22 protein-coding genes are annotated in these 21,322 nt (G+C 38.6%); 12 read left to right on the top strand and 10 right to left on the bottom strand.

Going from position 1 to position 21,322, the window contains the following annotated elements; genetic code table 11:
* The 10 genes from ACSHXM_RS15000 to ACSHXM_RS14955 all read left to right on the top strand — a co-directional run.
* The coding region (locus ACSHXM_RS15000) for a hypothetical protein (protein WP_435689847.1) at window positions 1-266 on the top strand (266 nt) is incomplete at its 5' end.
* Window positions 266-544, top strand: coding sequence for a hypothetical protein (locus ACSHXM_RS14995; RefSeq protein WP_435689845.1), 279 nt, complete (start codon window positions 266-268; stop codon window positions 542-544). The genes ACSHXM_RS15000 and ACSHXM_RS14995, both read left to right, overlap by 1 nt.
* Entirely contained in the window at window positions 541-852 is a 312-nt protein-coding gene (locus ACSHXM_RS14990; RefSeq protein ID WP_435689843.1) for a DNA N-6-adenine-methyltransferase, read from the top strand. The genes ACSHXM_RS14995 and ACSHXM_RS14990 overlap by 4 nt, the downstream gene beginning before the upstream one ends.
* Entirely contained in the window at window positions 849-1,163 is a 315-nt protein-coding gene (locus ACSHXM_RS14985) for a DNA N-6-adenine-methyltransferase (RefSeq protein WP_435689841.1), read from the top strand. Before ACSHXM_RS14990 ends, ACSHXM_RS14985 begins: the two co-directional genes overlap by 4 nt.
* Before the next feature lie 16 nt (window positions 1,164-1,179).
* Window positions 1,180-1,638 carry a hypothetical protein gene (locus tag ACSHXM_RS14980; RefSeq protein WP_435689839.1) on the top strand — a complete coding sequence of 153 codons (459 nt, stop codon included), beginning with the start codon at window positions 1,180-1,182 and terminating at the stop codon, window positions 1,636-1,638.
* Between the two features lie 189 nt (window positions 1,639-1,827).
* The gene (locus ACSHXM_RS14975; RefSeq protein WP_435689837.1) at window positions 1,828-2,406 is read left to right on the top strand and encodes a hypothetical protein; all 579 of its coding nucleotides are present in this window, start codon (window positions 1,828-1,830) and stop codon (window positions 2,404-2,406) included.
* A gap of 160 nt (window positions 2,407-2,566) precedes the next feature.
* Entirely contained in the window at window positions 2,567-2,896 is a 330-nt protein-coding gene (locus ACSHXM_RS14970; RefSeq protein ID WP_435689835.1) for a phage protein NinX family protein, read from the top strand.
* 140 nt (window positions 2,897-3,036) lie between these two features.
* Window positions 3,037-3,588 carry an HNH endonuclease gene (locus tag ACSHXM_RS14965; RefSeq protein ID WP_435689833.1) on the top strand — a complete coding sequence of 184 codons (552 nt, stop codon included), beginning with the start codon at window positions 3,037-3,039 and terminating at the stop codon, window positions 3,586-3,588.
* Complete coding sequence (locus ACSHXM_RS14960; protein ID WP_435689831.1) at window positions 3,588-3,782, top strand: hypothetical protein; 195 nt, start codon at window positions 3,588-3,590, stop codon at window positions 3,780-3,782. Before ACSHXM_RS14965 ends, ACSHXM_RS14960 begins: the two co-directional genes overlap by 1 nt.
* Window positions 3,746-4,960 (top strand): tyrosine-type recombinase/integrase, encoded by a 1,215-nt coding sequence (locus ACSHXM_RS14955; protein WP_435689829.1) that lies wholly within the window; start codon window positions 3,746-3,748, stop codon window positions 4,958-4,960. Before ACSHXM_RS14960 ends, ACSHXM_RS14955 begins: the two co-directional genes overlap by 37 nt.
* Before the next feature lie 211 nt (window positions 4,961-5,171).
* On the opposite strand, the gene ACSHXM_RS14950 is transcribed toward ACSHXM_RS14955, so the two are convergent.
* The 7 genes from ACSHXM_RS14950 to ACSHXM_RS14920 all read right to left on the bottom strand — a co-directional run bounded on the left by ACSHXM_RS14950 (window position 5,172) and on the right by ACSHXM_RS14920 (window position 11,876).
* Window positions 5,172-6,047, bottom strand: coding sequence for a hypothetical protein (locus ACSHXM_RS14950; protein ID WP_435689827.1), 876 nt, complete (start codon window positions 6,045-6,047; stop codon window positions 5,172-5,174).
* Between the two features lie 338 nt (window positions 6,048-6,385).
* Window positions 6,386-7,216: a 5-dehydro-4-deoxy-D-glucuronate isomerase gene (gene kduI / locus ACSHXM_RS14945; protein ID WP_435689825.1), complete on the bottom strand. Its 831-nt coding sequence runs from the start codon at window positions 7,214-7,216 to the stop codon at window positions 6,386-6,388.
* A 24-nt stretch (window positions 7,217-7,240) separates the two neighbouring features.
* Window positions 7,241-8,014 carry a glucose 1-dehydrogenase gene (locus ACSHXM_RS14940; protein WP_435689823.1) on the bottom strand — a complete coding sequence of 258 codons (774 nt, stop codon included), beginning with the start codon at window positions 8,012-8,014 and terminating at the stop codon, window positions 7,241-7,243.
* 59 nt (window positions 8,015-8,073) lie between these two features.
* Window positions 8,074-9,366, bottom strand: a complete 1,293-nt coding sequence (locus tag ACSHXM_RS14935) for a TRAP transporter large permease (RefSeq protein ID WP_435689821.1) — start codon at window positions 9,364-9,366, stop codon at window positions 8,074-8,076.
* Entirely contained in the window at window positions 9,359-9,886 is a 528-nt protein-coding gene (locus ACSHXM_RS14930) for a TRAP transporter small permease (RefSeq protein WP_435689819.1), read from the bottom strand. The genes ACSHXM_RS14935 and ACSHXM_RS14930 overlap by 8 nt, the downstream gene beginning before the upstream one ends.
* Window positions 9,883-10,878, bottom strand: coding sequence for a TRAP transporter substrate-binding protein (locus ACSHXM_RS14925; protein WP_435689817.1), 996 nt, complete (start codon window positions 10,876-10,878; stop codon window positions 9,883-9,885). The genes ACSHXM_RS14930 and ACSHXM_RS14925 overlap by 4 nt, the downstream gene beginning before the upstream one ends.
* Entirely contained in the window at window positions 10,875-11,876 is a 1,002-nt protein-coding gene (locus ACSHXM_RS14920; RefSeq protein ID WP_435689815.1) for a sugar kinase, read from the bottom strand. Before ACSHXM_RS14920 ends, ACSHXM_RS14925 begins: the two co-directional genes overlap by 4 nt.
* A 480-nt stretch (window positions 11,877-12,356) precedes the next feature.
* Here ACSHXM_RS14920 and ACSHXM_RS14915 point away from each other — a divergent pair, with 480 nt between their 5' ends.
* Window positions 12,357-13,145, top strand: coding sequence for a DeoR/GlpR family DNA-binding transcription regulator (locus ACSHXM_RS14915; RefSeq protein ID WP_435689813.1), 789 nt, complete (start codon window positions 12,357-12,359; stop codon window positions 13,143-13,145).
* A gap of 48 nt (window positions 13,146-13,193) precedes the next feature.
* On the opposite strand, the gene ACSHXM_RS14910 is transcribed toward ACSHXM_RS14915, so the two are convergent.
* The 3 genes from ACSHXM_RS14910 to ACSHXM_RS14900 form a co-directional block, all read right to left on the bottom strand.
* Window positions 13,194-14,606: an FGGY-family carbohydrate kinase gene (locus ACSHXM_RS14910; RefSeq protein WP_435689811.1), complete on the bottom strand. Its 1,413-nt coding sequence runs from the start codon at window positions 14,604-14,606 to the stop codon at window positions 13,194-13,196.
* A gap of 233 nt (window positions 14,607-14,839) precedes the next feature.
* Window positions 14,840-16,216 (bottom strand): BNR repeat-containing protein, encoded by a 1,377-nt coding sequence (locus tag ACSHXM_RS14905; RefSeq protein WP_435689809.1) that lies wholly within the window; start codon window positions 16,214-16,216, stop codon window positions 14,840-14,842.
* A 134-nt stretch (window positions 16,217-16,350) separates the two neighbouring features.
* Window positions 16,351-19,497, bottom strand: coding sequence for a TonB-dependent receptor (locus tag ACSHXM_RS14900; RefSeq protein WP_435689807.1), 3,147 nt, complete (start codon window positions 19,495-19,497; stop codon window positions 16,351-16,353).
* A gap of 768 nt (window positions 19,498-20,265) precedes the next feature.
* Between ACSHXM_RS14900 and ACSHXM_RS14895 the strand changes: the two genes are divergently transcribed.
* The gene (locus ACSHXM_RS14895) at window positions 20,266-21,186 is read left to right on the top strand and encodes a DUF4861 family protein (RefSeq protein ID WP_435689805.1); all 921 of its coding nucleotides are present in this window, start codon (window positions 20,266-20,268) and stop codon (window positions 21,184-21,186) included.
* The last annotated feature ends 136 nt before the right edge of the window (window positions 21,187-21,322 follow it).

The raw sequence follows: 21,322 nt of genomic DNA, 5'->3' as shown, positions 1-21,322 counted from the left end.
ATTACAACCCAAGTATAACTTTAGTTCAAGGCCATGAAACAGCCGAGAAAATCAATGAAGTTTTAGAAGGAACGCGCATTAAAAGTGAGCCTCTTATCATGGCTTTAAAAGCTCATTTCATTGATGGTGTAGCAGCTTCAATGGCTTACATGATGTTTAGTGTCCCTCAGCAAAATTTTGATCGGGCAGTCATAACTTTAAACAAAACTTATCGAAAGCTTGAAAGTGATGTGAGCGGTAACATCAGTTTGGATAAGGTGGCCTAATGTCAGATCAACAAGCAGATTTAAGCATTGCCCAAAACTGGTTTGATACAAAAACATTACTGCTTTGCTATCACATGCACAGAGTGTACGGAGCAAATAAAGAACGTATCGGTAAAGAAATAAAAGCCTGTGCATGGAAGCTTAGAAAAACAACCAAAGACCCCATGTTTTTTGACCTGGTTGATTCACTATCTAGGACTCATTGGGCAAAAGCTAATCACTGTATTGAACGAATGAACAGTAAGTTAAAAACAGAGTTTATTAAGGATGCAGCATGAACGCATACGCACAAAAGTTAGCTGAATTTAAACAGCAAGAAGGTCATTACCTAAAAGATATTGGCGATCAATGGCAAACACCACCTGAATTGTATTGGGGTATTTATTCTCAATATGGCCCATTCGTTTTAGATTTATTCAGTGATGGTGAAAACTCTAAATGCCCGAAGTTTTACACAGCAAAAGATAACGCCCTTATTCAAGAGTGGACCGAAGATTTAGAAGGTGGAAAGGCATACGCAAACCCACCCTACTCTCGCGCCTCATATGATGACGGAATGAAGCCAATAACAGGTATGCCCATGTGATAAGTAAAACAATGGCTGAGCGTGATTTAGGGGGCAAGTTTGTATATTTAATCAAGTCAGCAACTTCAGAAACTTGGTGGCCAGAAGAAGCAGACGCTGTTCATTTTATTAGAGGTAGAGTTTCTTTCGATCCACCAGCTTGGTTTAAGCCGGCTAATGACAAGCAAAAACCATCTGGTGCAGCCTTTGCCGCTGCAATAGCCATCTTTGATAAATCATACAAAGGTAAAAAGTTTGATTACGTTTCAAGAGATGAACTTTATTCCCATGGTGAAACTTTAATGAATCAATTCAATTTAAGGGCTGCGTAATGGAGGAGCTTTACTAATGACTTTTGCAGATAAAACAACGGTTAGCACCGAAAAAAGCAGAGCTGAAATTGAACGGACTTTACAAAAGTATGGTGCCGATCAATTTATGTATGGATGGGACACTGATAAAGCACTAGTTGGATTTAGGATGAAAGGAAAGCAAATTAAATTCCTGTTACCCATGCCAGATAAAAACGATAAAAAGTTTACCAAAACCTCTACTGGCAAGGCCAGAGCAGAAACTGCCGCTTTTAAAGAATGGGAGCAAGCCTGTAGGCAAAAATGGCGAGCTATGTCATTAGTAATAAAAGCTAAATTAGAAGCTTGTGAGGCTGGAATAGCAGTATTTGAAAACGAGTTTATGGCAAACATCGTTTTACCAGATGGCTCAACAGTAAGTAATTTCATGCTTCCACAAATTGAAGAAGCTTATAGCAAAGGGAGTATGCCAAATATGCTCCCTGATTTAAGGTAGGTGCGTGATGGAAAAGCCAAACCCATGCCCGTATTGCGGAGCTAAAACAACGACAAAAAACTTAAATCCAGCTGGTAACTACATTATTAAATATTTTTATTGCACTGACGGAATCGAGTGCGGAGCTATTACTAGCTTTAGATCAAAAAAAGTAGATACCTTAAGTAGATTCAATAAGCGAGTTGCCTAATGACTGACAAACAACACTTTGCAAAATACGAAGAAGGCCAATCAGGAATAATAACCAAAGACGGCCACACAATGTTTTCACAAGACATTGTTGCAGACTTAAATAGAAAGTCGTTTCTTGAAAAAGAAAACTCTGCACTAAAGCAAAATTTAGGGCTATTAGAGATATCCTATGGCCACAAGCGAACTCTATTAAAAAGCTGTGAAATCGCACTAGAAGAACGCGACGAGAAAAACGCTAAATTAACAAGAGATTTAACTGAAACGCAAAACCAATATCGAGAAGCAGAGAATAAACTAGAAGATATTGAGTTATTTTTCTGTGACGAAGATGGATGCCCAATTATTGAGCCATTAAATTCAGATGGATTGGAGTCATGGATAGAAGCCCACAACCTAGAGCAGCAAGCTAAGGGTGTTAATGATGTGGCGTTAGAAATTAATGGCATTCACGTTAAGGAACAAAACTTAGGAAAGCTTGGTAAAAACCAGTTCTATTGGTGGTGTTTAATTTTTGGTCACATGACTGATACTAGAAAAGACCTACGCAACCAAGCCAAAAAGCTAAGGAGTGAGTGATGATTAAATATTTCAAAGAATTACTTTTAACATTGAAAAATATTGAATCTAAATTAAATAGTATTGATGAGAAACTAAAGCCATTATCTGATTGTGTTAAGGAAAATCATCATAGACATGGTGACCGAGTCAGTATATCAACTAAACATTGGAATGACTGATGACATACACCATAAACAATAAGACATATACAGAGTTTGATATTAACAAACGGTGTGCTGAGTTGATGGGGTTTAACCACACAAAAGCTGATATGACTGTTGACGGGAACATAGTAATTAACCTCGATACTGGTAAAGATTACAACCCATGCAACAACTGGAATGATGCTGGCCCGATAATCGAAAAGATTTTTGATGAGTTGATGTGCGCTGTGACTGATTGGAATGATGTCAACATACCAAAGTGGGAACGCTTAATAGACGAACACAGCTGCACAAGACTAGTGGCGGCTTGCATTTGTTTTATAGAATTGAATGAGGGTAAGTAGATGAATAAAGCGCTCAAGAAATACAAAAAAGCTAATTATTGTGAAACTAAACTATGCCCTGCAAATTGGACTATCGAATATCTGTTTAAACGGTACGGTCATGTGGAAATAACATTAAGACCAAAGGCTAAGGTGGGAGTATGAAAGAACAAGAGCTAGGTTGTAAATTAAAGTACGGAGTAAGCAACCCTAAACCTTTGCCGTCTCAAGATAGGCTTAAAAAGGTTTTAAATTACGATCCTATAACGGGAAATTTAACTTGGAAGCATCATGCAAACAGAGTTGATTTAATTGGTTCTGGTTGTGGCACTAAACGAAGTGATGGTTATTATTCTTGTCATATAGATGGAGATAAGTTTGCAGTCCATCGAGTCATATATAAATTAATGACAAATGAAGAGCCGCAATTAGTAGATCACATTAATGGAAACCCTTCTGATAATCGTTGGTGTAACTTAAGATCAGTAACCAGTCAGGAAAACAATAAAAACACAAAGTTATTAAAAAATAACAAGACAGGGATTGCAGGGGTGTTCTATCACGAAAAACAACATAGATATCATGCGAACGTTAGGATAAATGGAAAGTCATTACACTTAGGTTCGTATGCCGACATAGAAAAAGCGAAGTTTGCTAGATCAATTGCAGACAAAGTATTAGGTTTCAGTAAAAGACACGGTAAGGCAGCATAATGAACGTAAGAACCATAAGCGCTTATTGTCTTGAGTTTAACGAGTCAAAGTGCGCGGTAACCAAAAGAATTGAAAACGGTGTTTGGGTTGAAGGCCAGCAATGGTTTAAAGTCAAAGGAAGTAAAGAACGTTGGATTGATCTAGAAGGTGTTGAAAGATGGGTGAGAAACGGCGGCAGCTCCCTCGCGGCGTAACTGTAAGACAGTTAAAGAATGGCGAGTCAATACAGATCGCTTTTACTTACATGGGTATGCAGTGTAGAGAATCGATATCATTACCCGGTAACCGTAAAAATATTAATTATGCCAGTAATTTACTAGGTGAAATTAAAGGCGCAATTGAAAGAGAAACTTTTCAATATGCAAAATATTTTCCTAATAGCTCAAAGTTAAAGTTATTCGGGAAAGCGGTAGATGCTAATAAAACAGTTAAATCGTACCTAGAAGATTATCAGCAATCCGCAATAAAGCGCGGGTTGTCACCTTCTACATTAGAAGGTTATAGAAAGCTAAAGAATTCTATTGCAGAGCTTCACGACTTACCTGTTCGCCATTTAACAGCATCCAGGTTAAAGCAGTTTATTAATGATTCTAAAAATAGTCCAAAGACATTACGCAACAAGTTTAGTTATTTGCGATCAGCACTTGCTGAAGCGGTAACCGATGGCGTATTGGAAATAAACCCAATTGATACGGTTAAACTTTCTAACTACACCAAGAAAGATAACAAGGTTAATTTAAAAGACGAGCATACAGACGTTCAACCGTTCTCACCTAAAGAGATAGAAAAAATTTATAAGTGTTGTCGGGATGATGAAATTAATATTGTTCGGTTGGTATTTAATACAGGTTTACGATCTTCTGAATGGTCATCATTAAAATGGAGTGATGTTGATTTAAGCGATCAAGTTATCAATGTTAAAACAGCTATTGTGCATGGAATAGAGAAAGGGCCAAAAAGTAAATCAGGTCGTCGTACTATTCCGTTAAATTCTGAAGCGCTAAAAGCAATACGTGATCAAATGCCTAAATCTTACTTGATGGGAGATTATGTGTTTTCTAAAAACAACAAGTCGCCTGTTCAGTTCCGAAATGGGGAGTTGAACCGAGTCAATCCAGACTCATTTAGAAAGCATCGTTGGACCAGGATATTAAAAGAGGCTGGTGTTGCTTATCGGTACCCGTATCAAATGCGGCATTCATTTGCTACAAAGCATATATCAGAAGGCGTGAACATATGGCAGTTGGCTAATTGGATGGGGCATTCATCACCAGAAATGATTTACAGGCACTACGGAAGCTTTATTGAATCATATCAGGAAGAATTAAAACAAAATCACACACCTGTCACACAATTGAAAAACAGGAAATAAAATTTTGTTATTTATCAATGTATTAGTTATTTTGTGTCGCGGGTTCAACTCCCGCCAGCTCCACCAATCGAAATAAAAAAGGCTGATTTATCAGCCTTTTTTATGCCTTATTATTCCCTCGCTTTAAAAATTAGCTGTTGTTGATCAAGTTGAAAAAGGCCAGACGACCTACTAACAAGCTAAGACATATTTAAAAAGAATAGGTGGTCAGTTAGTGCTTTATCCACAGTAATGAGTCTTCTAATACTTCTTTATCAAGAAAATAAGGGTTATCCATATGAATAATGGTTCTTTTAGGCAAGTTGGCTTTTTGGATTTCTTCAGAATAATATTTATAAAGCAGTCGTTTAATTTCTCCCTTATTGACCATTTTTCTTAAACCAAATTCCACTCTTTTAGCAAGTTGAGGGGCATTTTTCGACACGTACACATAAGTGGGCATAGGTAGGTGAAGGGCAAGTCGAGGCTCAATGGTGATATTGTCTAAGGCTAATTTTCGCTCTTCTAATTCTTCATAGATTTCATATATAGCCCGTGGGAAATAATCAAATCTATTTTTTTGCAACATAAGAAACATACCGTCAAAATTATGGCCAGTCACCATATTCATATCTAAATTTTTAAATATATCGGTTGTTACCCAGTGATTTTGGAGGCCGGCAACGAGTTTATTTAAATCATCTAAAGACTCTACTTTGTCAAATTTAGCCATGTTTGATTTATTTACTAAAAACAATCGATAGTTCAAAAGACCCATTCTAATTGGGACTTTAATCGGTATGGCATACTCCTCCATATTTTCTCTAGAAGGGCCAATATAAGTATTAATCAATTCCCCTTCCCTCATCGAATTAAGGGTTCTACCAGGAGTCATATTCCCCAAGATAGGATTGAATTTATACGGACCGAATTCAGGCTCACTTATAGATAACGCACGAACAATCACCTCTTCCTTATGTAAAGTTCGTTTATCTAAATCAGAAGATAACCTAAGCATTTTCACAGTATCAACAGCTGATGCTTGAGCTATAAATAGAAACAGAACGAGCGTTGTATACTTCAGTAAAAATGATAAAAAATTTAACATTAAATACCCGCTTCAATTCAAGTTGATGATTTTAATAGTAATAATAACTAACTATATAAAATACCGACTATTTAGCAAATTAATTTTACTAAATTAGCACTAATTACAAGCCCAATAATAGCATAGAGGCTAGATTAATCGTATTCGGAATAGCTTGCTTTAGAATAATAGAGAGCTAGCGCCGGTTCCCTCAACTCCGACTTATACCAGCGCATTAAAAAAGGCTTATCAATCGATAAGCCTTTTTTAATTTGTGAGTTGGTACAATATCTACCTCATCACTTTTTTTACCTATGTAATGTAGGGACAAAGGTAAACCAATACGTTGGTATTGGAAATTAACGTAAGTCTGAAATTTTAAGATGATCCATATCATCAAATTCTTGGTTTTCACCGCCCATAGCCCAAACAAACGTATAGTTAGTCGTGCCTACGCCACTATGAATAGACCAACTTGGAGAGGCTATTGCTACCCCAGGCTCTAACGCTAACGGTCTGACTTCCTTAGGTTCACCCATTAGGTGAAACACTCTTTCTTCTTCAGGCAAATCAAAATACATGTATATTTCGGTACGTCTGTAGTGTGTGTGTGGCGGTTTAGTATTCCATACACTGCCTTTTTTCAATTCAGTAATACCCATTACCAACTGGCAGCTATCAACAATACCCGGACGAATCGATTGGAAAATAGTACGTTCGTTGGACGTTTCCTGTGAACCTAGTTCCACTGTTTGCGCCTTACTTTTTGGCACATGAACCGTCTTGGTTACACGGTGAGCTGGATAAGATACCAAATAAAATTTCGCAGGATTAGCTGCGTCAGTAGAAAAGAACTCTACTTCTTGGCTTTCTTTGGCGATATAAAGGCTGTCTTTATTCGACATAGGGAAAGTTTCACCATCCACTGTGATCTTACCTTCACCACCAATGTTGATCACACCGGCTTCACGACGCTGACAAAAATAATCAGCTGCAAGTTCTTTATGAGTTGGCAATTTGATTCCTGCACTCGCCGGAACAATGCCTGCAATCACACCGCGATCTACATCGGTGTACGTTAACTTAATCTCACCAGCTTCGAAAAGTGGCGCGGTAGTAAAAGCTTCACGTAACTCGTCGTTACGCATATTTTTATAGCTTCGAATATCCGCTGAAAACATGAAATCCATAATTATTCCTCAATAAGCTTTTAATTAACGAGCCATCCAGCCGCCGTCAACTAACATGACGTGACCATTGACATAATTTGATGCTTGACTAGATAAGTAAACCGCTGCGCCCGCTAAATCTTCAGGCTTACCCCAAACACCAGAAGGAATACGTGCAGTAATACTGTCAAAACGTTCTGTGTCTTTGCGTAAATTAGCCGTGTTATCTGTTTCAAAATAACCTGGAGCAATAGCATTCACTTGAATATTTGAACTTGCCCACTCATTTGCTAATGCTTTAGTAATTTGTGCCACACCACCTTTACTAGCAGCGTAAGCTGGTACTGTGATGCCACCAGAAAAACTTAACAAAGACGCCACATTGATGATTTTTCCAGAACCTTGCTTAAGCATATGTTTACCTGCTTCACGGCAGAACTTGAATACACCATTTAGGTTTACATTAATCACTTCGTTCCAATCTTCGTCAGAAAACTCATGAGCAGGTGCACGTTTAATGGTGCCAGCGTTATTTACTAAGATATCGATTTGCCCATAAGTTTTAATCGTCGCGTCGATAACGGCATTAATTTCTTCACCTTTAGCTTGGTCGCAGCCTAAAGCTAAACAGTCGATGTTTTTGCCTTTAAGGATTTCCATCGTTTTCTCGACACTTTCAATACGAGAACCCACAGCGACAACTTTAGCGCCAGCTTCGCCCAATGCGATAGCCATAGCCTGTCCTAAACCTCGACTTGCACCGGTCACTATCGCGACTTTATTATCTAAACCGAATTGTTTGAGAAGGTACTCTTGCATTTTCTATTTCCACGTTATTTAAAATTAAAAATATGTCAACTTAGTTATTTTGCTTTTATTTAAATCAAACCAAGAAGTTGAGGTAAAAACTCACTGATTGCCGGGAACGCCGTAACCAAAATTAGTGCAAGAACCATGGCCGCATACAATGGTAGTATGGGTTTGATGACTTCACTAATATTGACTTTGCCGATGCTACATCCAACAAACAACACGCTACCTACTGGCGGGGTACAGAGGCCAATAGACAAGTTCAAGATCATCATGATCCCGAAATGAAGGGGTGAAATACCTAACATTTCTGCCACTGGCAAAAAGATAGGTGTAAATATAAGTACCGCTGGAGTCATATCCATAAAGGTACCAATCACCAATAAAGTTAAGTTGATAATTAGCAGAATAATCAACGGATTTTCAGATAGGGTTAACAACGTTTGACTAATCGTCTGTGGGATAGACTCGTAAGACATTAACCAAGACATAGCCGATGATGCGCCAATCAGCAACATCACAATCGCGGTGGTATTCACTGACTTAAGTAGAACCGGATACAAATCTTTAACCGATATTTCACGATAAATTCCCACTGACAAAACTAGCGAATACAGCACAGCAATGGCACCAGCTTCGGTAGGTGTGAAGAAGCCACCAATTATTCCTCCTATTATTAATACAATTAATAATAGGCTGGGTATCGCACCAATAAACGCAGGGATAAAGGGATCAATTTGATCACCAGCAATAGGTTTAATGCCTTTACGTTTTACGTATATTGCACTGGCCATAATGAGTAACAAGGTAACCAAGATACCCGGAATATAACCAGCAATAAATAACGCAGCAATAGACACGCCGCCACTGGCTAAAGAATAAATAATTAAAATATTACTTGGTGGGATCAGCATACCCGTGGTCGCTGCAGTAACCGTTACCGCCGTGCTAAAAGGTCTGTCGTAGCCTTCTTTTTTCATAGCTGGGATCATAAACCCGCCAATGGCAGATGTAGCCGCCACAGCAGAACCAGATATCGAACCAAATAAGGCGCAAGAAATCACGTTTACAAAGGCTAAACCACCAGGTAAACGACCCACTAATACCTTAGCAAAATTGATCAACCGGGCTGCGATTCCGCCCTGCCCCATCAAATAGCCTGACAAGATAAAATAAGGAATAGCTAACAAAGCAAAACTATCAATACCTGCTACAAGCCTTTGAGCAATTGTGGTTAACGCTGGCAAAGTGTCAATAGTGGCCAACATAGTTACTAAGGTGGCGAAAATAATCGCTAAAGCAATCGGTAAGTTGATTAATAGTAATAGTGCAAATATGCCAAACAGAATTAAACTAGTCATGGGCATTCTCCTGCTCGTCATTAGGGGTTCTGGCATGCTCGGTTAATTGCTTAGCCATTAAGAAAAAGTAGACACTGTAGGTTAAAAATAATGCGCCACTAAATGGAATGGCAATATACACCGCTGCCATAGGTACGTTTAAAACAGGTGAGTGTTGGCCTAGTTGCCAGGTTAACGACACTAAATTACCGCCACCAATAATTAATACCCATACCGCAAATATTGCTACCAAAACACAACATAGGCGATACACACCAATCGCTTTGTTTATGGCTAAATTACGTACAAATAAATCAAAACCTAAATGACTATGTAATTTGTAAGCGTAAGCTCCACCAATTAAGCTGACCCATATCAATAAAAAGCGCGCTACCTCTTCAGTAAAAGAAGAAGGTTGCGGCAAAATAAAACGGGTTAATACCTGCCAAGTCACGTCAATTACTAATAACGCCATCATAATGGCCAGCATCACTCTCAATACGCGATCTATTTGCTCCACAAAGGAAGTAAAACTATTCATTGGTTATCTCCCAGTGCTTTAATTTCATTGATTAGAGGCTCTAACTCACTGCCTTTTAACTCGTCATATATAGGCTGAACTTTTTGTTGGAACAATGCTTTATCAGCTTGCATAACCGTAACACCTGCTTCTTTCACTTTTTCCAGTGACATAGCCGTAGACTCGGCCCACAATTTCTTTTGAAACTCTGTAGCTTCATGCATGGCTTGGGTTAACCAAGCTTGTTGTTGCTCAGACAAGCTATTCCATATATGGGTGCCAATTATTATCACATCGGGAATAGAGGTATGTTCATCTAATAAGTAATACTTACTGACTTCATAATGTTTGGAGAAAAAGAAGCTAGGAGGATTGTTTTCTGCACCCGCCACTATGCCTTGCTGAAGCGCAGTGTATAACTCCCCAAAACTGACTGGGGTAGCCGCTCCACCTATTGTGTTCACCATTTCCACAGCAGATTGACTATTCATCACTCGAATTTTCAACCCGTTTAAATCAGTCGGTTGCTCGACTTTTTTACCTGTGGTGTAAAAACTTCTGCTACCGGCATCAAAATACCCCATGCCTTTAACTCGATAGGCTGTCCCTGCATCTAACAAACGTTGTCCTACTTCTCCTTGTAGGGTTTTCCAGAAGTGGGCTTGATCATTAAACAAATATGGCAAACTGAACACTTTCATTTGTGGCACGAAAGCTTCTAAAGAACTAGCAGACACCTTGGTCATACCCATACTGCCAATTTGTAATAACTCAATGATTTCCCGCTCTGAACCAAGTTGGCCTGATGGATAAATAACGAGTTTCATCTTGCCATCAGAAATCTTTTGTAAGACCTGATCCATATGTTCCAGTCCCTTATGGACAGGGTGCTGAGTATCTAATGTATGTGCCATTCGAATAGACGTGACATCACTTTTTATCTCGGTACAAGCTGCTAAGAAAGTAATCAAGACGCTAAAAATAGAGACTTTTATAAACTGTTTAAACTTCATATTTTTTGTGCTCCAGTTACATGGCCATATGTTTCGGGTTCAAGATGGTTTACTCCGAGTTCAAGACTGTTTACTCCGGTAAGATCAATAGCGCGATCAATAATCGCGCCTTTATGCATAATCACCGTACTCGCGCAATTTTGACCTGCTGCAATACATTGATTAGACGTTTTGTTCGCTAACTTTGCTGCTAAATACCCGCCATTAAAGGAGTCACCTGCTGCGGTGGTATCTACGGGTTTCATTACTTTAAGTAGTGGAATTAAACTAGTTTCACCATTTATATAGTGGTGACAACCATGCTGACCATTTTTAAGGACCACTTCAGTGACGCTTGAATTAACCCAGCGCTGAATACACTCTTCAGGAGTATGCTCACCATACATTTCTTTTTCATCATCAAAACTTAACAAGGCAATATCTGTGTGTTGCATCATCTTTGCAAATACAGGTAACGCTCTTTGAAGTGTGCCCCAATTGCGCTCACGGTAATTGTTATCAAACACCACAATTCCGCCTGACGCTCGATAGTGACTGAGAAAACTAAATAGCTGTGCTAAGTCTTCTTTTGCATAAAGAGATAAAGTGATACCACTAAGAAAAATAAAACGATAAGAAGTAAGTTGTTTAAAAATTTCAGGGTAGTTACGTATTAAAGTTTTCGCGGCGGCAGTATCTCGCCAATAATTAAAGTAACGTTCTCCGTTCTCATCATTGTTAATAATGTATAAGCCTGGCATTTGGCCCTGGCATATTTTAACTTGATCCGTCCCCACACCTTCTTGTTGCCATTGTTGTAACATAGACTGGCTGTAGGTATCTTCACCCAAAACAGTAAAATAATCGGCCTTTTCGCCACAACGCGATAGATAAACTGCGGTATTAAGCGTATCACCACCATATCCCATACTAAATTGACCGTTTGGCTGTTGGCTTAACTCCACCATACATTCACCAATAACAGCGATTTTAGCTTGATTGTTACTTTCCAACGTCAAAACAAACCCTTGTATTATTTTTATGTTAACTGCCGAGCCAGCAATTCTTTATTTACCTAAGATAAATGTAGGCATCAAATTTGTTACTTCAAACACCACTTATAATACAACATACAAGTTAAAAATCAATGCGTAAATGTTTACCGAATCAGACAACAATCAGCTATTTAGCTGATATTAAACTATTAAATTGCATACAAGAGGTAGAAAAGTATATTTTCATTTGCTTAGTTTAATCACACTTATCTGACAAGTGGCGAAGATAACGAACTGTTTTTTATATATATTATCTAGATAAAAGAATGTGTTTTGGCAGGCATTAACTAAATAAAACAACATTGTTAAAAAAATGTTCATTAAACGTCAAAATAAGTCATAATAGACGAATGAATTTATCGTTCAATTGTATTAAATACCTTTAATCGATAGAATATCAATCACTTGTAAAATCTCAGCATCACCAAGGGAAATGAGCAACCAATGTTAGAAAAGCATAGACAACAATTAATAAAAGACATTTTAGATCAACAGCAGTTTGCCAGTGTGCATGACTTAACAGAAAAGCTGAATGCTTCTGAAGCCACAATACGTAGAGACATTACTAAAATGTCAGCCCGTGGTGAAATCACTAAAATTCGTGGTGGTGCCGAATCTATCAATGGCGCTCCAAAGAAAAAGCACATTGCTAGTTCAGCTTTTATTGTAGATAAAACCAAACGTGTTGAGACTAAAAAATTAATTGCTAAATGTGCTGCAGAACTCTGTACTAACGGTGGTTCTATTGTTATCAATGGTGGTAGCTCAACCTACATGATGGGTGAATATTTAACTGACTTACATTTGAATGTATTAACTAACTCATTTGTATTGGCTAATTACCTGTCTGAAAACAGCGATATTCAGGTCACTTTACCTGGCGGTGAAATTTACCGTGAGCAAGGGATTATTCTAAGTTCTTACGATAGAGACAGCAGTGAGTATTTCCATGGCACTATGATGTTTATGGGTACACCAGGCATTGGCGAATTTGGTGTGATGGAATCAGATCCCCTACTCATTCGTTCCGAGCAAAAACTAAAAAAACAAACTGAAAAATTAGTAATCTTGGCTGACAGCTCAAAGTTAGGAAAACGAAGTAACTTTGTATTCTGTCCTTTGTCGGAAGTAGATATACTGATAACCGATTCCAAGGCCGATCCTGACTTAATTAAATATTTTGAGAAACACGACATTGAAGTGATCGTGGTTGAAGCGGTCGGTGACGAATAAACACGGTTAACGCGATCCTATAGCGCCCGCTATAGGATCTTATTTTTATTACCTTTGGTTATTTTCAGCTTGAGCACGCCATAAGTCACGGTATTCAACTAACGACTCCAAGTTCACAATGCCAGCTTTACTAGCATCAATTTGGCAATCTACCTTGCCCCAACTTGTTAAATACCCAGCTCCTTGAACTGTGCCGGTTGAATCCTTAGACAAAAATACTTGTTGCTCAGATCTTAATTGGTTTAAAACAGCACACAATAATGGATTTTTCAAAAATGCGCCTTCGATAAATACTTTACCTTGCGCCCCTAACTTATCTAATTGATAGTCGATCATAAGAGCACAGTATAAAGTCGCTAACGCAATACCACTAACTTGGTCAATAGAACCAATAAAAGCATTTTGTTTACCACCAAACGGCCCACTTCCTTGACTAAAGTCAGGTAAAGCTAAAACCTCTTGATCAATGATTTTTTGAATATCACGTTCTTCGAACTGTTCACCTAACCAAGAGCCCGCTTGTTCGCATATTTCTTCAAACTCACGACCTCCCATAAAGCGCGCACAGGCAATTGGCTCTCCCATTGCATCGATATTAGCCAACATATCTTTGGTTTCATCTAGACTTTCGAGAGAGACTTGAGAAGCCATTAATATGGTCCAAGTCCCGGTAGATACCACTGTGAACGGCGTGTTTTTGTGGGCAAGTCTGTAACGCAAAAAGCTAGCATTACTATCATGAATACCATTATAAAAATGACAATCGTGCGACAATCCTAGTTCATCCGCTAATGCAGGCTTTAACTTTCCGCAGTCAGCCCATGCAGGTTTGATTTCAGGAAATAAACCTTCACATTGCAATGCATCAACTAAACTGGAATATTGGTTATTTCGCACAGACCAAAGATCGGTATGACAGCCAAGAGAGGTAATTTCAGAAAATAACGTACCAGTAAATCGCCAAGCCCAATATTGTGGATACATTAAAACATCCGTGGCTTGTGAAAACGCATCTGGAAAACTGTTTTTAAGCCAATACAACTGACGACCTAAATTTAGTCCAACGGGTAAGTCAGGTGAAAAAGTATCGTTAAAGGAAGGTCTAACGTCTTTATAACTTTCTGATTTTTCGCATAAAGTAGAATACTCATAATCCAAGACAGGCAAAACTAAACCGTCTGTTTTACTGGAGTTTCTATCTATTACGGCTGCCGTAGCGCCATGGGTAGTAATCGTTAAAGCACTAATATTTGAATATTCTAAAGCCGCTGCTTTTATATTCCCAACCAACCAATGCCAAATTTTATCTGTATCAGCACTAGGGTAAATACCGCCACTCACCACTTGGTTTTTCATTTGTCTAGAAAATACCGAGTGAAAGTTTGCATCTAATACATGTAACTTAACGTGAGTTTTACCGATATCAATGACTAAAGACTGCTCATGAATACTAACTGACATAATTTTTCTTACTTAACGGCGTATTTAAAGCGTTTTTGATGTGGCTGCATAAACGTTATATCTCGAGACAATATTCAAGTATAACCTTGCTCAGCTACTTTTCCCTTTAAATCCACATGACTGATTATGATTATTTTAGATTAAACCTGAGCAAATTACTACGAATTAATTCGATTATAGCGCCTCACTACAGGTTTAATTTTTTGACAAGTTTAGATAATCCGAACTCGTTTCTATGGAGACACCACTTCATGTAATAACAACACACTCGGTTGGCTAATTACACTATGTGCTCTATCACGATTACCTGGCTGACTATACCAAGATAGGTAATACTTGCCTCCCTTTTTAGACTTTCCTTTCCCAGCAAAAACTTGATGCTCAAAGGGTAAATCAGAAGACGTTAACGTACTTTGGTTAGAAGTCTTAGTAACCAACTCAAGCTCTTTAGGATATAAATCAGCAGGTTCAACCTTAATCGTTTTTAACTTAGTTGGCTCAACTACAAAGCGCAACACTTGAGCATTTTTCCTGACCAAGACACTAATATTGCCGTTATCCATCAGGCTAGGATTGTGGGGTTTTATGGGGAAACGGCCTAAAGAGCCACCACCACCGAATTCCCACCGAAAACCTTTCCAATCACTAATCTGAACACTATTCCATCCTTTGGCTTCGCGTCGAGCTAAATACATCTGCGTATTACCGTTTTCATCGTACTTGTGGTAACTGATCATAGGTCTATTTTTACCATCAAAGCCTAATTTGACATTCCCATTGATCATGCCTTCACCGGGTTTAACCGGATCCACCACTTCGGAATGTTTCAGCGTTAAAGGTAAGGCTAAAGGTTTACCACTAGAATCTTGCCAATTGACTAGATCAGGGCTTTTAGCATAAGACAAACTATGATTGGTCGCGGCATTAGGAGTATTTCGCCATACCCAAATTAAATGAAAATTACCGTCTGGCCCAAGAGCTGGACCTTCAAAATAACCACTCATTTTACCCTGTCCGTCTAAGAACTGGTTTTCATGTAAACGCGACCAAGTCTTGGTTTTAGTATCATAGATATTGTAAATTTCGTTGCCATTACCACTGCCACCATCACGGTACTTAACCAATAACTCATTATTCTTATTTAGCATAAAAATAGGGTAAGTCGTACGTTGTTCAATGTTTTTATCTACCATTACCTCCACACGTTTTAACGAACGTACTTGATGGGGTTCACTAGTACGGAAATATTCAATAGGGTCAGCATGGACATTGCCCATAACATGAATATGCCCTTCAGAGTCTACCTCCAGTGTCACATAATTGTGGCTATCCCAGCCCAACCAACTATCTACTTTGTAATAACGCCATGGTGCGCCAAGTGTACGATGAGCTACTGTCATTTGTCGGTTTGAATCAAAATAAGCCACATATTGATTGTTACCACGGGTTAACAAATATGGTTTGATCCGATGACCGGACCAAACATGATCGATGGCAATAGATTTAATTGATGTTTGAGCAACAGAATTTTGGGTAGCCAAGCTAACACTTAGCCCACTCGCTAGCAAAAACACTGTGGCAAAAACAGTTTTACCAAAACGAATTAACATATACTTCTCTTTGTTTTATTGGAATGTGATTAAAAGCAAAAAACCTAGGGCTTAATTAAATGATAATTCATCTAACTTCACCACTAGGCTTTTAATTAGGAAGTGATGCGGCACTTCCTATTTTTACAACTAGGTTAGAACTTATAACTAGCTGAAACTTTGTATATACGTCCTGTGTAACTTAACTGATGTATCGCATCATCGGTATAACCATAATGTGAAGTAGTAATTTCATCCGTTAGGTTAATACCTTGAACGTACAACTTAAGATTTTTAGTTACAGCATAAGAACCAGAAAAGTCTAAACGTCCCTTCGCTTTAATGGTTCTGGTACCTGTGCCTAAGAAACTATTCGCACCAGCAGTTTTTTGATCATCACGCCAGTTATAAGCAAAACGTAAACTTACACCATCATTTTCCCAGTAAGTGATCACGTTAAATGACTCTGGAGATACTCGTGATAATAGGCCTTCGTCACCCTTCTGATCGATTTTGGTATAGTTAAACACCCCACCGAAACCATTCCAAGGGTATGGTAAAAAGTCTAGTTTTTGCTGAATTGCAAGCTCAAAACCTTCTACTTCCAGTAATTCATCACTATTCACTGGGTTGTCAATGTTAACAGTACGGTTTCTTGCTTCTTGTTGAATCTCGCCCTCTTCTCCCAAAAACTCTGGAGTAAATAGCTCAACTTGCTGACAAGTTTCACCCACTAGTTCAACCTGACCAATGAAATCATTAACCATGGCGTCTGAACCGTCAGTAGGACAGTAAATATTGTCTTGGCCAAACAAGTTACTGATTTCTTTCTTAAAGAAACCAATCGAGATCGCACTACCTTCGCGGTTATACCATTCTAAAGAAATATCATACATATCTGCTTCATATGGTTTTAACGTTGCATTTGGCTTTTTAAGCGATACTGAGTTATTGCCCGCTTGATAACTAGGTGTGGGGCGTTGTGAGTTAACATTTGGTCTTACGATACCTTCATAGTAAGCCGCACGTAATATCACATCTTCACTTAACTCAAAGGCAATGTTGGCCATGGGTAAGGTATTATTGTAACTGTCAACAAAGTTAACCGGTGAGTAAGTAGTGGTACCAGATTCATCTGTCTGAGTTTGAAAACCGTCAAAGGTATTTTCAGTTTTAACCTGACGCACACCAAAGTTACCCGTATAGGTAATATCAAGTGGCAGTTCACCAGAGAAATCAGTCGTTACATAAAACGCGGTAATCTCTTGCTTAACGTCATAGTTATAATCAAAAAACCAGCCTTGACCACTAGGTCTTCTAGCTCTATCCCAAAAACCTGCGCGGTTCATAGTGGTTGAAAAATGTAATTCATCTAACGAGCCTAAAGGTACTTCGTTGCGATCAGTAATAATACCACTTTGTAGTGCCGCAATAGTTGCATCGTTATCTACAGTAACCCAGCCACTGTTTTCATCAAACGTACCTGGAATATTGCCATTAAAGAAAGGTGCTTGTTGAGCTGATAATGGGTTATTCGATAATAAAGACGAGTTTAGGTTATTCAAGTTTACCCCACCTAAACCATGCACTTTATCAATACTTTCAATTGATTCAGTCTGATAACGTCCGCCAAACTTCACCGAATCAAAACGTAAACCATCACCAAATCCAAACTCGGTATAACGCTGAGCATTAAACTCAGCACTACCCATGTCAGACAATAAGTCACGAGTACGGCCATTCACATAGGTCGAAAGACGTCGACCTTGGTTTGCTTCGTGAAGCACAGACATACCATTATCAGTCACCGGCCTAGCTGTATCTGGCCAAATATTATCGTAAACATAAGGGACATCTAAAGCACCGCTAACACGAATTGCATCTAAGTCACCTCTACCTGTATTGATGTAACCATTAAAACCGCTAGGGGTTTGTGACGCGTTTCTGTTGCCTTGGTGATTATAACCCACACCAATATTAGTAAATTCATTTTCAGCTTCAGAATAGGTCACTTTGGCATCATAAACCCAATCATCGGCTATATAGTCAGCATATAAAATGATACCGGTTGTTTTTTCATGGAAGGTAGTTTTACGGTTTTCATTTTGTAATTTACCATTTTGGAACGAAAGAGCTGGAGCAATATACGCTTCGCCGCCGCTACCATCTGCCGTTAAGGCTGTATAGGCAAATGGTGAAACGTCCATATCTAAGTTAACTTGAACGTCATGGAAGTCGTTACCTGCATTAGTTCTGTGTAAGCCAGTCTCAAAATTGGTAACTTCTTTTGTACCGTCATCTAAGTTACGCTCTGACATTAAAATATGTGCACCCAGCTTTAAGTCATCTGTTGCGCGGTATTCAATGTTACCGCTGAACGATGATCTGTCACCATCACTGTACTGAGTTACATTTTTTGCCTTTTGAGGAACACGCAATTCGGCATCTGCAGGCACCCCCCATTTTTCGCGGTATTCCGTAACATTGTTAACACGAACCCCTTCATTGGTGTTTCTACCTAGATGATTAGGCATAACATCAGCAACGTTATCAGCGTATACGTAATCGATAATATCAAAGGTATCCCGTCTAAATTCTTGACCAGAATGGCTGAACTTAAAGGCCACCGCTAATTTATCTTCAATTAAGTGTTTAACCCCAGAGAATTTAATATTTGGGTTATGAGATTCAGCCAATGATTCGTAACGATCACCGATACTGATGGTAGCTAAACCGTCTTTTTTCGAAAGTGCTTGTTGTAGCTTTTTATCAACAATACCGGCTAAGCCACCTTCTTGTAGGTCAGCTGTAGGCGATTTAACAACGGTTACACCATCAAAAATACCCGATTCAAAAGATGAAAATGGGTTAGGTGCACCAACTCGATTACCGCCCGCTGGTGTAGGTGTTGCAAAAGACTGACCAAAAGCAGTGGTTTTAACAAAACCACTGCTTAAACCACGTAAACTGATAGTCGATTGACGACCTTCAGATTCAGAGTTTAATTGCACCCCTGGCAGGGCTTGTAATGCTTCACCTAAATCAAGTGCCGGTAACGCATCGATATCGGTAGCAGAAATGGCATCAACAATTGAAACCGCACTTCGTTTAGTTAGTAGTGCAGATTCTAATGACGAACGAACGCCAGATACTTCAATCACTTCTACATTCTCTGCGGCTTTTCTTGCTTCAAGTGCAGAGTTAACTTCTTGAGCGATAACGCTAGGAGCACTAACCGCTAACAACAACGCAGCAGAGCTGGCTGTAAATATATTTCTATTTAATGTGTTTTTTGTGTGCATGTGTTCTTCCTCTGTGGGTCGACTACTTAATAATTTGTATATTGACTTGGAGTATTAAGCTACCAAAAGTAAATAATTCGTTAAGAAGAATAACAAAATAAAAATCACGAATAAAGCACTTTCAGTCATTTTCAGTCAAGATGTATTACATGTTACACGCAGACAACAAGTAAACCACTGTTTTATATTAAGTTTAAATTTAAAATATAATTAAAAATATTTTAACATCAAGTAATAAATCCAACTAAAAGTAGCTAAAATAACTAATGAAAACCCCAAAAAACAAGTCAAAAAATAAAAATATGACTGAAATTGGGCAATTAAGAACCTTGAAATCCGTTCGAAAAAGAAATGTAGATAATATTTATCACAAACAATTAACATACCAACAAGCTATTTACACGTTGCCACATTAATAATGAGTTGTGTGACTGATTAATAATGATGATTTTGATTTCGCTTTCAGGAACACTGGATTGAAAGGTTCTTAAAAAAATAAGAAGAAAAGGTACTCTAAATAAAAATCAGTATGTTTAATAAGGTCGCTGTAAAGCACAAAAGTCCCACTACGAATAAACACCCTGTAAGAAAAATAAAAATTGTAGAATAAATTATATGCTCAGTTGGCAACACACATAGTTATATGACATCATAACAGCAAGTAAAATAAAATGAGTAATCTAGCTCACTATAAAGTTGGATCAAGGTGAAGATGCTCCTTGCTCATTTTCCCTATTTAACCCTACATGTGTATTTAGGAATAAAATTATGACAATCAAACTCAAGTTTCCGTTAAGATCTTTATGTTTAGCCCTTGTTGCCAGCGCCGGCTTAGTAGGCTGTTCCGCGACCTCCACAGAAACCTACACAAACCTTCAAACACAAAACAACCAAGAAAAAGTCATGGCATACGGTCGTTTTGTTCCTGAGCGTCGAGACGATTTTGCTTGGGAAAACGACAAAGTAGCCTTTCGCGTTTATGGCCCTGCAGCCCCTCTAAAAGGTCACTCAAGCGGAGTTGACGCTTGGCTTAAGAAAGTAGACTACTCAATTATCGACAAATGGTACAAAGCCCATACTCAAGGCATTTCATACCATGAAGATCATGGAGAAGGTTATGACCCTTACCACACAGGCATTAGTCGAGGTGTAGGTGGCACCGCAATTTGGTTAGACGGTAAACCCTACACTGCGCACAGTTATAAAAGTTATAAAGTGTTAGAAAGCGGTAGCAATAACTTTGCAGTTGAATTGGAATACGAATGGTATACACCACTGGGGATAGTTAAAGAAATGAAAACTATTTCTTTGCCACTTGGAACACATTTATTTGAAGTAAACTCCACGTTTACCCTAGACGGTAAACCAGCGTCATTGCCCATTGCCATTGGTGTTGCTACCCACGATGAAAAGGCCAAAGTTTTCTATAACAAAGACACTGGCCGAATTTCAGCATGGGAAGAAATCGACGACTTAGGTATAGGCACAGGTGCCCTACTCGACCCTAAGTTAGTTGAAAGCATTAAACATATGCCTACCGATGTGAAAGACGAAAGTCACATTTGGATGTTTACCAAAACAGATGACGCAGGAAAGCTAAATTACAAAGCAGGCTTTGCATGGCAAGGTGCAGGCGAAATAACAACAAACAAAGCTTGGCAAACCTACTTAGACAAACTAGCTAAGTAACCAGCAATCTTCTTAACAACGCCTGCCTTGCGGTTGGCGTTTTACTTTACAGAGTTAATATTATGGAAAAAGTCGCTTTTGTTATGACCCTGTTACCGGGAAATGAAGCTGAATATGAAAAACGTCACGACGAAAT

This window comes from Paraglaciecola sp. (assembly GCF_051252315.1).
GTDB lineage: Bacteria > Pseudomonadota > Gammaproteobacteria > Enterobacterales > Alteromonadaceae > Paraglaciecola.
This window is presented reverse-complemented; position numbering and strand designations above follow the sequence as displayed.